General features: G+C 63.8%; 14 protein-coding genes. 4 read left to right on the forward strand and 10 right to left on the reverse strand.

Translation table 11 applies throughout. From position 1 onward, the window contains the following. Positions 1-98: 98 nt before the first annotated feature. From ACFY68_RS21665 to ACFY68_RS21680, 4 genes are all read right to left on the reverse strand, one after another. Entirely contained in the window at positions 99-2,237 is a 2,139-nt protein-coding gene (locus ACFY68_RS21665) for a TonB-dependent siderophore receptor (RefSeq protein WP_387531559.1), read from the reverse strand. Between the two features lie 185 nt (positions 2,238-2,422). Further along, entirely contained in the window at positions 2,423-2,803 is a 381-nt protein-coding gene (locus ACFY68_RS21670; protein ID WP_387531561.1) for a hypothetical protein, read from the reverse strand. 97 nt (positions 2,804-2,900) lie between these two features. Continuing rightward, positions 2,901-4,094: an MFS transporter gene (locus ACFY68_RS21675; protein ID WP_387531563.1), complete on the reverse strand. Its 1,194-nt coding sequence runs from the start codon at positions 4,092-4,094 to the stop codon at positions 2,901-2,903. Between the two features lie 139 nt (positions 4,095-4,233). Next, on the reverse strand, positions 4,234-4,983 hold the full coding sequence (locus tag ACFY68_RS21680) for a 3-oxoacyl-ACP reductase family protein (protein ID WP_346614996.1): 750 nt from the start codon (positions 4,981-4,983) through the stop codon (positions 4,234-4,236). 117 nt (positions 4,984-5,100) lie between these two features. Here ACFY68_RS21680 and ACFY68_RS21685 point away from each other — a divergent pair, with 117 nt between their 5' ends. Next, the gene (locus ACFY68_RS21685; RefSeq protein ID WP_387531566.1) at positions 5,101-6,045 is read left to right on the forward strand and encodes a LysR family transcriptional regulator; all 945 of its coding nucleotides are present in this window, start codon (positions 5,101-5,103) and stop codon (positions 6,043-6,045) included. A gap of 30 nt (positions 6,046-6,075) precedes the next feature. Here ACFY68_RS21685 and ACFY68_RS21690 read toward each other — a convergent pair whose 3' ends face one another. Both ACFY68_RS21690 and ACFY68_RS21695 read right to left on the reverse strand, forming a co-directional pair. After that, positions 6,076-6,546, reverse strand: coding sequence for a GreA/GreB family elongation factor (locus ACFY68_RS21690; RefSeq protein ID WP_387531569.1), 471 nt, complete (start codon positions 6,544-6,546; stop codon positions 6,076-6,078). A 2-nt stretch (positions 6,547-6,548) separates the two neighbouring features. Further along, positions 6,549-6,941 carry a hypothetical protein gene (locus ACFY68_RS21695; RefSeq protein WP_387531572.1) on the reverse strand — a complete coding sequence of 131 codons (393 nt, stop codon included), beginning with the start codon at positions 6,939-6,941 and terminating at the stop codon, positions 6,549-6,551. Between the two features lie 144 nt (positions 6,942-7,085). Here ACFY68_RS21695 and earP point away from each other — a divergent pair, with 144 nt between their 5' ends. Continuing rightward, a complete protein-coding gene (earP, locus tag ACFY68_RS21700) occupies positions 7,086-8,219 on the forward strand; it encodes an elongation factor P maturation arginine rhamnosyltransferase EarP (protein WP_387531575.1) in 1,134 nt (377 codons plus the stop codon). A 48-nt stretch (positions 8,220-8,267) separates the two neighbouring features. Then, positions 8,268-8,840, forward strand: a complete 573-nt coding sequence (locus ACFY68_RS21705) for an elongation factor P (protein WP_043203751.1) — start codon at positions 8,268-8,270, stop codon at positions 8,838-8,840. A gap of 112 nt (positions 8,841-8,952) precedes the next feature. On the opposite strand, the gene ACFY68_RS21710 is transcribed toward ACFY68_RS21705, so the two are convergent. The 3 genes from ACFY68_RS21710 to ACFY68_RS21720 form a co-directional block, all read right to left on the reverse strand. After that, positions 8,953-9,381 carry an organic hydroperoxide resistance protein gene (locus ACFY68_RS21710; RefSeq protein ID WP_387531579.1) on the reverse strand — a complete coding sequence of 143 codons (429 nt, stop codon included), beginning with the start codon at positions 9,379-9,381 and terminating at the stop codon, positions 8,953-8,955. A 141-nt stretch (positions 9,382-9,522) separates the two neighbouring features. Continuing rightward, positions 9,523-9,978, reverse strand: coding sequence for a MarR family transcriptional regulator (locus ACFY68_RS21715; RefSeq protein WP_346615002.1), 456 nt, complete (start codon positions 9,976-9,978; stop codon positions 9,523-9,525). Between the two features lie 58 nt (positions 9,979-10,036). Next, positions 10,037-10,990 carry a LysR family transcriptional regulator gene (locus ACFY68_RS21720; RefSeq protein ID WP_387531583.1) on the reverse strand — a complete coding sequence of 318 codons (954 nt, stop codon included), beginning with the start codon at positions 10,988-10,990 and terminating at the stop codon, positions 10,037-10,039. Between the two features lie 113 nt (positions 10,991-11,103). Between ACFY68_RS21720 and ACFY68_RS21725 the strand changes: the two genes are divergently transcribed. Next, positions 11,104-11,853 carry a sulfite exporter TauE/SafE family protein gene (locus tag ACFY68_RS21725; protein WP_387531585.1) on the forward strand — a complete coding sequence of 250 codons (750 nt, stop codon included), beginning with the start codon at positions 11,104-11,106 and terminating at the stop codon, positions 11,851-11,853. A gap of 3 nt (positions 11,854-11,856) precedes the next feature. Here the strand turns inward: ACFY68_RS21725 and ACFY68_RS21730 are convergent, their stop codons facing one another. Further along, complete coding sequence (locus ACFY68_RS21730; protein WP_346615005.1) at positions 11,857-12,708, reverse strand: LysR substrate-binding domain-containing protein; 852 nt, start codon at positions 12,706-12,708, stop codon at positions 11,857-11,859. Positions 12,709-12,722: the final 14 nt, after the last annotated feature.

Here is a 12,722-nt window from a genome sequence, read left to right on the forward strand (position 1 = left end):
TTTGTTTCAGGGGTAGTAGGGGCCGCGTCCAAGGTCAGCAGAGCATCTGTGGGAGCGGGCTTGCCCCGCGAATGGGCCGCAAAGCGGCCCCGCAGACCTCAGAAACTCACCGACGCCGACAGCCGCGCCGTCCTCGGCGCCCCCTGGAACAGGTAGTTGTCCCCCAGGTAATCGCCCACATCCCGCCAGTAGCGCTTGTCGAACAGGTTATCCACGGTCAGCCGCAGCACCGTCTCATAGCCACCCACACGCGTGCGATACCGGGTACCGACATCGAACACCGTATACCCACCCACCTCGACATTCCCCGCCTGGCTCGCATACTTGCTGGCGCTGTAGCGCGCGCCGCCAAGCAGTGCCAGGCCAGGGACCGGCAGGCTGTAGTCGGCTTGCAGGGCGGCACGCAGGCGCGGCACGTTGATCGCCTGATGGTCCTCGTAGGCATCGGTACCACTGTTCTTGACCCGTGCGCGAATCGCTGCGGCGCTGGCCTGGACCTGCAGGTTCGAGGTCACCCAGCCGCTGGCACCCAGCTCCAGGCCGATGTTCTTCTGCTGGCCTTGCTGCACGTAGGTGAAACGGCCATCGCCTTGCGGGCGGGCGTACTGATAGGCCTGGCGGATCTGAAACAGCGCGGCGCTGAAGCTCATGCCTTGCCAGTCGCGCTTGATGCCCAGCTCAAGTTGCTGCGACAGGGTGGGGGCGAGGATTTCGGCAGCGTTGCTGGCAAACCAAGGGGCGGTGCCCCCGGCCGACAAACCCTTCGAGTAGCTGGCGTACAGGGTGGTGTCCAGGCGCGGTTTGTAGATCAGTGCGGCATTGGGCAGCAGCTGATATTGCCGGGTGTGGCGCCCGGCCACGCCGTTCTCGTCCCAGGTTTTTTCGTCCAGGCGCACTTCACGGGCGCCAAGCACGGCTTGCCAGTGCTCGTTCAAGGTGATGCGGTCGCTGACGAACAGGCCGTACTGGCGGCTGTCCAGGCGCCGCTCGCTACTGCCAACGGGCTTGTCCGAAGGGGCCACGGCAGGCGCGCCGGTGTAGATGTTGCCGCTGCCGACCCACTCGTTGTAGTAGGGGCGCTGGTCCAGAGTGCGTCGTTGGGCGCTGCTGCCGGCCGTCAGTTCGTGGCTTACGCCAAGGGCATCGAAACGGCCGTTGAGCATGGCCTGCGCCTCGTCCGTGCGGCGGGTGTCATCAGGGCTGCGGAAATCATAGATGTCGTAGTCGCCTTGCGGGCTGAAGTGCGACTGCCAGCCACCTTCGCTGCCCCAGGCAAACGCGCTGTAGTCATCGATCACCACGTGGCTGCGCGAGGCGCTGAGCGTGCCGCTCCAGTTATCGTTGAAGCGGTACTGGAAGCGTCCGCCCAGGTTCAGCGAATCGTTCTGCACAGGCTTGGCCCAGTGCTGATAGGCCAGCCTGTCATCGGGGTCGATGCCGTGCGGCACTTCGCTGCCGCCCAGCAGTTGATAGCCCGGCACCGAGCGCTGCTCGCGGTGCTGGTATTCGGCATCCAGTTGCAGGGTGGCATCGGCGCTGATCTGCCAGTCGAAGGCCAGGGATGCGAAGTCGCGCTTGCCATCGGCATGGTCGACGTACGAGCGGATGTCCTCATGGGCGAGGTTGGCGCGCAGGCCGAACTGCCGTTCGCTGCCGAACCAGCCGCCCAGGTCGGTGGCCAGGTAGCGCTCGCCCTGCTCGTTGGTCGAAACGGTTACGCTGCGTACATCTTCGGCGCGCTTGGTCACGTAGTTGATCAACCCGCCAGGCTCGGACACGCCGCTTTGCAGGCCGGACAAGCCTTTGAGCAGTTCGACCTGCTGCTTGTTTTCCAGGGCTACGTTCTGCTCGCCGACAATGGTCTGGCCATTGATGCGGTAGCTGCTGGCGGCGTTCAGTTCGAAGCCGCGGACGTTGAAGTTTTCGTAGTAGCCGATAGGCGCATAACTTTCGCCGACCGAGGCGTCGCTTTGCAGCACCTCGCTGAGCTGGCGTACCTGCCGGTCTTCGATCAGTTGCTGGCTGAACACGCTGACCGATGCCGGGGTATCGAGCAGCGGTGCGGCCTGGAACCCGCCTACTGCGGCCTCGCGCACCTGATAGCCTTCGTTGCCGTAGGTGTCGGACACCTGCACGGGGGCGAGGGTGACACTGCTGTCAGCCAAACCGTGAGGGCTGTGCAAGGCCAGGCCCAGGCTGAGCAGGCTCAGGGGCAGGCGGGGGCGGGGCAGGGGCATGCGAGGTCCTTGATGGGCGAGATTGCACCGGCCTCTTCGCGGGCAAGCCCGCTCCTACAGGCACGGCACCGCTTTCAACGGCGGCGCCATGCCTGTAGGAGCGGGCTTGCCCGCGAAGAGGCCGGTGCAGACAAAAAGTGCCGCATCTTATCAGGCCCATGCAGCCCAGAGCGCGCCCGAGATGCTTATTCGCCTTTAGCCGGCCGCCGGTGCTGGCGCCAGCTGTCATCGATCTTTGACCAGGTCTTGCCATCGGTGATGGCCATCAGCTTGCGGCCATCCTTGAACGTGGCAAGAAAGGTGGCTTCCTCCTCCTTGCCACCGAGCCACAGCCCCGCCAGCAGGCCCACCGGGCCAGCCACCAGGGCGCCGGCCACGCCCCAGCCCAGTGCAGTGCCCAGGCTCCGGCTGGTCTCAAGGCTGGCGAGCTGCAGGTCGCTGATACGTGTAAGGGAAATCCGCTCGCCAGGCGAAGGGCTGCGCGGGGTCTTGAGTGTGAGCGATCCATTGCGATACTCGCCTTCACCTTGCAAGAAATCGCCGGATTGCACCGTGAGTCTTGTCATTGAGTCGTCCTGTCAGTGAAAGGGGCTTGGCCAGCACCTACTGAAGCGCTGGCACGTCGGGCAAGTCAACGAGCAGGCGACGGAGGGTCGTGTGGCGCTATGCCGTGCAGGCCCTCGCAGGCCGCTTGCGCTTGCGTTCGGCCCAACCCCATACCAGCAGGGCCAGCGCGCCGATCAGCAACCCTGCCACCACGATGCCCTTCCAGCCTGAATGCTGGAACAGCTGCGTGCCCAGCAACGAGCCTAGCGCGCCGCCGATGAAATAACAGGTGATGTAGCCGGCATTGAGCCGAGTACGTGCCTCGGGCCGCAGGGCAATCACCGCATTCTGGTTGCTCACGTGCACCAGTTGAACGGCCAGGTCGAGCACCAGCACGCCCAGCAGCAATGCCGCCAGTGAGTGCTCGGCAAAGCCCAGCGGTACCCATGACAGCAACAGTGCCACCAGGCCCACCGTGGTGCCCAGCGAGCCCTTGCCGCGGTCTGCCAGGCGCCCGGCCCAGTTGGCCGACAGCGCGCCCGCTGCGCCGGCAAGGCCGAACAGGCCGATTACCGCGTCGGAATAATGGTAAGGCTCGCGGGCCAGGAGGAACGCCAGCGGCGTCCAGAACAGGGCGAACAGGCTGAATGCCAGCAACCCCAGCAGCGAACGCAGCCGCAGCACCGGCTCCTCGATGAACAGGCGGAACACCGAGCCGATCAGCGCCGGGTACTTCAGCCCAGCGTGGCTGTGGTGTTGCGGCAGGCTGCGGTACAGGGCGAAGGCGGTGATCGCCATCAGCACGGCAGCCAGCACATAGATGCTGCGCCAACCGCCCAGCTCCGCCATGAAACCGGCAGCGGTGCGTGCCAGCAAGATGCCCAGCAGCAGGCCGCTCATCAGTGTGCCCACCGCTCGCCCGCGCTGGTGCGGCTCGCTCAAGGTCGCCGCCATGGGCACGAGGATTTGCGCCACCACCGAGAAAAGGCCGGTGAGCGCGGTACCGAGGAGCAACCATGGCAGGTTTGGTGCGCAGGCGCTGATCAACAGGCCCAGGGTGGATATCGCCGACATCACCACGATAAGGCGGCGTTGCTCGAACAGGTCTCCCAGTGGCGCCAGCAGCAGCAGGCCGGCGCCATAGCTGAGTTGTGCGGCGATGACGATACTGCCGGCACTGGCGGTGCTCAGGCCGAACTGTTCGGCGATGCTGTGCAGCAATGGCTGTGCATAGTAGTTGCTAGCCACGGCCAGGCCGGTGGCGGTGGCCATCAGCAGGATCAGGGCGCGGCTCAAACTCGGGGCGTTCATGGCAATCTCGTGCGGGCAGTGGTCAGTGGCAATCAGTATCGGGAACTGCCAGGCATGACGCCAACGTAGGGTTATCAGGTTATCCGCAAAGGTTGCCGGTACTCGCCGTTTCGCAGGCCTGCACCGGCAACCTCCTCAGTCAGGCAGCGAAACCACCGTCGGCGGTCAGGCTGGCACCGGTGATATAGCCGGCTTCCGGGCCCGCCAGGTAGGCCACGAAGCTGGCAATTTCGTCGACCTGGCCGTATCGCCCAATCGCCATCAACGGGATAAGGCTCTCGGCAAACTCGCCGCTGGCCGGGTTCATGTCGGTGTCCACCGGGCCTGGTTGCACGTTGTTCACGGTGATCCCCTGTGGCCCCAGGTCGCGCGCCATACCTTTGGTGAGGCCGACCAGCGCCGACTTGCTCATGGCATAGGGCGCACCGCCGGCAAACGGCATGCGTTCGGCATTGGTGCTGCCGATGTTGATGATCCGCCCGCCCTGGCCCATGTAGCGGGCGGCGGCCTGGCTGGCGACAAATACGCTGCGTACGTTGATGGCCAAGGTGCGGTCGAAGTCGGCGAGGTCGAACTCCGCCAGCGGTGCCACGGCCAGTACGCCGGCGTTGTTGACCAGGATGTCGAGGCGGCCGAAGGCTTTCACGGTGTCGTCCACCGCCAGTTGCACGGCTGCGGCGTCAGCGCTGTCGGCGCGCAAGGCAAGCGCTTGACCACCGGCTGCCTTGACCTCTTCGACCAGGTCGTTGGCCGGGCCTTCCGAGCTTGCGTAGGTGAAGGCAACCTGGGCGCCTTCGCGGGCCAGGCGGCGCACGATGGCGGCGCCGATGCCGCGAGAACCGCCCTGGATCAGGGCGACTTTGCCTTCGAGAGTAAGTTGCTTGGACATGCTGATCTCCTGCTGGAAGCAAGGCCGAATGCCTTGGATGGGCGCAGTATCGGCCGATGATTACCTGCTGATAAGATGGCAATCGCTATTGGCAGAGTAAACCTTTGGTTGGTAATCATGGCCATGGAATCTTTCAACGCCCTCGAGTGTTTCATCCGCAGCGCCGAGGTCGGCAGCTTCGCCGAAGCGGCCCGCCGCCTGAGCCTGACGCCGGCAGCGGTGGGCAAACATGTCGCTCAGCTTGAGGCGCGCCTCGGTGTACGGCTGTTCCAGCGTAGTACGCGCAAGCTGACCCTGACCGAAGCCGGGCAGCGATTTCTGGGCGAGGTCAGCGACAGCTTTCGCACCATCCAGTATGCCGTGGCCAACCTGGCCAGTGCCGAAGGCCAGCCGGCCGGGCTGTTGCGGGTGAGCATGGGTACCGTGTTTGGCAGGTTGTACGTGTTGCCGTTGCTCGGGGAGTTTCTGCGGCGCTACCCGGCAATTACCCCGGACTGGCATTTCGACAACCGCCAGGTGGACCTGATCGGCCAGGGCTTCGATGCCGCGATCGGCGGCGGGTTCGAACTGCCGCTGGGGGTTGTGGCGCGTAAGCTGACGCCGGCACATCGCGTGTTGGTGGCGGCGCCTGCGTACCTGGCCCGGCACGATGCGATCAAGGAGCCACAAGCGCTGCAGCGCCATGCCGGCATCCTTATTCGCTCACCCCAGACCGGCCGCGTGCGCTCCTGGCCCTTGACCAGCCGCTGGCAGGCGCAGCAGCCGTTGCAGTTACGCCAGGCAATGACCATGAGCGACTCGGATGCAGCCTGCGCGGTGGCCCAGCAAGGGGTGGGCATTGCCTTGGTCAGCCTGCCGTTTGCCGTGCCTTATCTGGAGGCGGGGCAACTGCAACGGGTGTTGCCAGACTGGTATGTGGATGATGGGCATATCAGCCTGTATTACGCCGAACACAAGCTGCTACCCGGCAAGACCCGAGCGTTCATCGATTTTGTGCAGGAGCAGTTTGCCGAGCGCGGGTTGGCGGCCAAATTCGATGCGTTGACCGGGGTTGAACGGTGAACGTGCAGGCTTGCCCGCGATGGGGCTGGGTCAGAGCACCTCAACAATGAACAACTGCTGAGCACCCAGGTTGACCTCGTCATCGACCTTCTTGCCCATCAGCTGTTGGCCCAATGGCGAGCGTGGGGTGATGACCGTCACCAGCCCGTGCCCTTCGCCAATCTTCAGCCCAGCTGCCTCTGGCCCCAGAAACAGCCGCCGCTGGCCGCCGTCCTGGTCTTCCAGGGTCACCAGGCTGGTGATCTGGATGCCGCGTGCGGGGTCGTAGCCGCGCAGGGCCAACTGCTGGTAGGTCAGCAGCGCCTGGCGGATCTCGGCGGTGCGCCGGGCTTGGCCGGTGGCCAGGTAGGAGGCTTCCAGGCCTAGGGTGTCGTACTTGTTCTCGGCGATGTTCTCTTCGGCGGTGGCCGTTTCGTAGGCGGTCTGGGCGGCGCGGCGCAATACCTCCATGTCCGTTTCCAGGGCTTCGATGATGCGTGTGAGCAGCGTGGCCTTGTCCATGATCAGTAACAGAACTCCAGCACGTTGGCCTGGCTCTTGTCGGTCGGCGCGGTGCGGTTTTGCGACAGCCAGAACTGGCACTTCGGGCTGTTGAGGTTACGCGGGTTACCTTGGGCAGCCTCGGCGGCTTGTTGCTGTTCTTGCTTGTGCAGGATGTCCTTGTACCGCTCGAACATCTCGTTCTGCGCATCCAGCGGTTGCGTGGGCGGGGCGGCCGGCTGGGCAATGCCTGGGGCAACGGCCTGGGCCACCGGTTGCACCTGCTCGGGCCACCAACGCAGGGCAAGCCCCAGGCTCAGGGCGATGGCCACGGCGCCTAGCCACAGGCCCAGTGCCACGCACAGGATCAGCTGCAGGGGCTTGAGGGTGATCTTCAGTTCACGGTGGCGGGGCATGGCGGCCTCCTGGCAGGGCGGGACGAGCGGCTATTGTCGCATGGCACCGGGCGGTTTTTCAGTGCCAATGCTTTTGTCGGCGACGATTTAGCCTCAGAATTCGCCGATTTGCGCAGGGCGAGGGCAGGGCACATGGCAGAGAGCGTGAAAGTCACCTGGGACATTTTCTGCACTGTGGTCGACAACTACGGCGATATCGGCGTGACCTGGCGCCTGGCGCGACAGCTGGTGGCCGAGCACGGGCTGGCAGTGCGCCTGTGGGTGGACGACCTGGGTGCCTTCGTCCCGCTGTGCCCGGGCGCCGATGCCAGTGCTGCGCAGCAATGGCAACAAGGTGTGGACGTGCGTGCCTGGCCTGCCGAATGGCAGCCAGCGGAGCCGGCCGACGTGGTGATTGGTGCCTTTGCCTGCCAGTTGCCACCGCCTTACGTTGAAGCCATGCGCGTGCGCACCACGCCTGTTTTGTGGCTGAACCTGGATTACCTCAGCGCTGAAGACTGGGTGGAGGGCTGCCACGGCCTGCCGTCGCCCCAGTCCAACGGGCTGCGCAAAGTGTTTTTCTTCCCGGGCTTCACCGATAGGACCGGCGGGCTGCTACGTGAGGCCTCTTTGTTGGCGCGGCGCGAAGCGTTGCAGCAGTCCGCAGAGGCGCGTGAGGCGTTCCTGCAAAGCCTGGGCATATACCCGCAGGCCGATGCGCAGCTAATTTCGCTGTTCGCCTACGAAAACCCACAACTCGGTGCCTGGCTCGATGCGCTGGCAACCGACACTTGCGCCACCCACCTGCTGGTGCCGCAAGGCCGTATTCTCGGTGACTTGGGCACCTGGCTGGGCGAGCCGGGGCTAAAGGTGGGTGACCTGTTCCAGCGCGGCGCGCTGACCGTGCAGGTTTTGCCGTTCGTCAGCCAGGACGACTACGACCGCCTGCTCTGGAGCTGCGACTTCAATGCCGTGCGCGGTGAAGATTCGTTCGTGCGTGCGCAGTGGGCGGGCCGGCCGATGCTGTGGCACATCTACGTGCAAGAAGAAAACGCCCATTGGGAAAAGCTCGAGGCGTTCCTCAACCTTTATCGACAGGGGCTGTCGGACGCTGCCGGTGCTGCACTGGTGGCATTGTGGCGCGCCTGGAACATGGGCAGCGACATGGGCCAGGCGTGGCAAGGGGCCCGTAAACACTGGCCCGAGCTGCAGCAGCACGCCCGTGATTGGGCAGCCTGTCAGGCCGCTCGGCCGGACCTTGCCAAGGCGCTGGTACAGTTTTACCGAAATTGGATATGATATGCGGCCTCGATTTTTATAAATCCATCCAGATTCGGATACTTCGTAATGAAAACTGGTAAAGAACTGAAACCCGGTACCGTACTGCGGATCGACAATGACCCGTGGCTGGTTCAGAAAGCCGAGTTCACCAAATCGGGTCGCAACAGCGCGATCATGAAGACCAAGCTGAAAAACCTGCTGACCGGCTACAAGACCGAAACCGTTTACGGTGCGGACGACAAGCTGGACGACGTGATCCTGGATCGCAAAGAAGCGACCCTGTCGTTCATCAGCGGTGACTCGTACACCTTCATGGATACCAGCGACTACACCATGTACGAGCTGAACGCCGAAGACATCGAAGCCGTTCTGCCGTTCATCGAAGAAGGCATGGAAGACGTCTGTGAAGCCGTGTTCTTCGAAGGCCGCCTGGTATCGGTTGAACTGCCGACCACCATCAGCCGTCAGGTTGTCTACACCGAGAACGCTGCTCGCGGCGACACCTCGGGCAAGGTCATGAAGCCTGCCAAGCTGAAGAACGGTACTGAACTGCAGGTTGCCGACTTCATCAACATCGACGAGTGGATCGACATCGACACTCGCGAAGGTGGTGTGTACAAGGGCCGTTCCAAGAAGTAATCCTTCTTGTAACGTGCACAAAAAACCCGGCCTTGGCCGGGTTTTTTGTGGCTGAAATTTGCACTGGCTTCCTGTGGCAGCGGGTTCGCCCGCAAAGCAGGCGCCGCCAGATTCAGACAGTAACGTGCAGCCTTACGTCCACATTCCCGCGGGTAGCGTTGGAATAAGGGCAAACGTGGTGCGCTTTCTCCACCAGCCCTTCGGCGTCCGCTTGGGCCAGGCCCGGCAAGTTGATGTGCAGGTCGATATCCAGGCCAAACCCCCCTGGAATCTGGCCAATGCCTACCTTGGCGGTGATCGATGCGTCAGCGGGCAGTTGTTTCTTTTCCTGGCCGGCGACGAATTTCAGTGCGCCGATGAAGCACGCGGAGTAACCGGCAGCGAACAGCTGCTCAGGGTTGGTGCCTTCACCGCCTGCGCCGCCCAGTTCTTTCGGGGTGCTCAGCTTGGCTTCCAGCTTGCCGTCGCTGGAGCGGGATTTGCCGTCGCGACCGCCAGTGGAAGTGGCTTCTGCGATGTACAGCGGAGTGACCTTTTGCATCTTGAGCCTCGCTAGTGTGCTGTGCGACCCGCTTGAGGCGGGTGCGCCGGGTGGGTACGGGATTTAAGTTAGCGCGCAATTAGTTTGTGCGCAAGATAAATCTTCACCGCTCATCCGAACGGGCACTGCACAGCATAGCCGTCAGAGGTTCTTTTGCAGGCTGTCGCGCAGTGCAAGCAGGTCTGCCTGCAACTTCTGCAGGCTCTCAAGGCTGCGACCACTGGCCTTCAGAATGCAAGGCGGCACCGCTTTGGCCTGCTGCTGCAGGGCGCGGCCCTTGTCGGTCAGTTGCACCAGCACCACCCGTTCGTCCTCGCGGCTGCGGGTACGCTTGAGCAAGCCTTCGCTTTCCAGGCGCTTGAGCAAGGGGGTGAGCGAGCCAGGGTCGGTGAGCAGGTGCTGGCTGATCTCGCCCACGGTCAGGCCGTCCTGCTCCCACAACACGAGCATGGCCAAATACTGCGGGTAGGTCAGGCCCAATGCCTGCAGCAGGGGTTTGTAGACCTTGGTCATCAGCAACGAGGTGGAGTGCAGGGCGAAGCAGACCTGATTGTCCAGCAGCAGCTCGTCGCAAGAGGCTTGGGTGTCGGCGTTCATGCAGGTCCTTGAATATGATCAGTGTGGAAATCAAGCGCGCTCAAGTTTAGCGCACTCATTACCAGCGCAACTCGCTTCGCAGCGCCATGTCCCAGGGAGGAATAGGGCTGAAGCGGCTCTTGAGGAATTCGAGCAGCAAGCGGCTGCGAGAGTTCGTTTCATGTTCCAGGCGGAGCGCATAAATTCCGCTGGTCTCTGCGCTTGGCAGTCCGTCATGACAAAACAGCGGCAGCAACTCGCCACGCAGCAGGTACTCGCTGATCAACCAGGTCGGCAAGTGCGCGATGCCGAGGCCTGCGAGGGCGCCGAACAGCAGGGTTTCGGCGTTGTTGGCGGCCATGCGCATGCGTGCTGGGCGGTACAGGCGCAATTGCCCATCGACGTGGAAGCGCCAGGCAAACGGTGGCGCCAGGCCGTCCCAGTCCAGCCCGTCGTGTTCAGGCAGCTCGCTGGGGCAGGCGGGCACGCCGCGGCTGGCCAGGTAGGTGGGGCTGGCACAGGCGATGCGCACCATGTAGGCCAGCGGAGTGGCGACCAGCCTGGTATCGGCCAGAGGGCCGGCCCGCAGCACCAGGTCGACTTCGCCCAGGTGGCTGCCGTGCAGGTCGACGAAACTGTCGATAAGGCGCAGGTGCACGTCCAGGCCAGGGTAGGCGACGAGGAAGTCGGCAATGGCCGGGGCCAGGTGGCGGCGGCCGAAAGCGGCGGGGGCGTCGATACGGATCAGGCCTTCCGGGGCATTGCTCAGCGACACCGCCTCGGCGCGGGCCAGGCGCAGCTCCTCGATGATGCGCCGTGCCCGCTCGGCGAAGGCATTGCCCGCCGGTGTGGCGCGCACGGCATGGGTGCTGCGGGTAAACAGGCGGCTGCCGACGGCATTCTCAAGGTTGTCGATACGCCGTGCCACGGCAGAGGGCGTCAGCGGATGGCGCCGGGCGGCAGCGGAAAAGCTGCCGGTCTCCAGCACATCAAGGAACAGGCTCAACTGGTCGGTAAGGGTATCAGGGCTCATGGTTTGCCTTGCTTTTGCATAAAACGCACAGCCATTGTGCGTTGCTGTGCGTTTCCCCGCCAGCGCGCAATCGTTAGCATGCTCGCATTGTGAATGAGGCAGATGAGGCCCTGATGATCGAGTGGTTGTTGTATATCGTGCTGGGCGCAGGCCTGGGCACCGTGGGCGGGCTGTTCGGCATTGGAGGCGGATTGATTGCCATCCCGGCGCTGGGGGTTCTGTTTGGCCTTGATCAGCAGTTGGCCCAAGGCACGGCGCTGGTGATGGTGGTGCCGAATGTGCTGCTGGCGCTGTGGCGCTATCACCAGCGCAACCGCATCGAGCTGCGCCATGCCTTGCCGCTGTCGGCGTGCAGCTTCGTGTTCGCCTGGCTGGGCTCGATCTGGGCGGTGGGCATTGATGCGCATGCCATGCGCCTGGGTTTTGTCGGTTTTCTGGTGGCGCTGGCCATCTGGAACGTGGCGCGGATGTTTCTCAAGGCCGTACCCCCCAGCCCGGAAATGCGCCATGCGTGGCCATGGTTGGGCGTGCTGGGCTGCTTCTCCGGGACCATGGGCGGTCTGTTCGGTGTGGGCGGTGCGGTGGTTGCCACGCCAATCCTGACCAGTGTATTCGGCACCACCCAGGTGGTGGCGCAAGGCTTGTCGCTGGCACTGGCGGCGCCGAGCACCATGGTTACCTTGCTGACCTACGGCGTGCACCACAGTGTCGACTGGAGTGTGGGTATCCCGTTGGCGGTCGGTGGCCTGCTCAGCATCAGCTGGGGAGTGCGGCTGGCTCATGCGCTGCCGGAAAAGATCCTGCGCGGGATGTTCTGTGTATTCCTGGTGGTGTGCGCGGTGATGCTGGGGTACGAGTTGTAAGGCCTACAGGAACCCTTCGACGATGTAATCGGCCATGCAGTCGGTGATCGGCGACTGGGTCTGGGAATTGCGCAACAGCATCACATTTGCCACCGGCAGTTGTGGCAACCCGTCCTGCTCGCCAAGGATGCGAATATTCCCGCCCACCAGGCTCTGCAGTTGCGCCGTCACCGCAAGCCCTGCGGTGACGATGGCGAAGATCGCCGCCAGGCTGGGGCTGGTGTAGGCAATGCGATAGTCGATGCCCTGGGCCTCCAGGGCGTTGCAGGTCCAGGCGCGGCAGAAGCAGTCGGTGTTGAACAGTGCCAGCGGCATGGGCCGTTGTTCCTGCGGGCAGAAGCCTTCGGCGGCAGCCCATACCAGGCGCTCCTGGCGCAGCAGCTGGCCGATCTCATTGCCCGGCTCGCGGGTGACGATGGTCAGGTCCAGGTCCTGGCGCAGCATCAGGTGTTTCGACGAATCACAATGCACCTCCACCTGCACCAGCGGGTAGGCCTGGGCGAAGCTTGAGAGGATGGTCGGCAAGAAACGCATGGCGTAGTCGTCGGGCGTGCCGATGCGCACCACGCCCACCATGTGCGGCATGCGCAGGGTGTTGAACACCTCGCCATGCAGCTTGAGGATGCGCCGCGCGTAACCCAGCAGCACCTGGCCCTCGGCGGTCAGGCGCACCTGGCGGCCTTCGCGCTCGAACAGCTGGCGCTGCAGGATGTCTTCCTCCAGGCGTTTCATCTGCATGCTGACCGCCGACTGGGTGCGGTTGACCACTTCGCCGGCGCGGGTAAAGCCACCTTGCTCGGCGATGGCGACGAAGGTGCGCAGCACGTCAGCATCAAGGCTTTGATACTGGGACATTGCATCAATCTCCG

The sequence above is a fragment of the Pseudomonas sp. NPDC012596 genome, from assembly GCF_042902325.1.
GTDB lineage: Bacteria > Pseudomonadota > Gammaproteobacteria > Pseudomonadales > Pseudomonadaceae > Aquipseudomonas.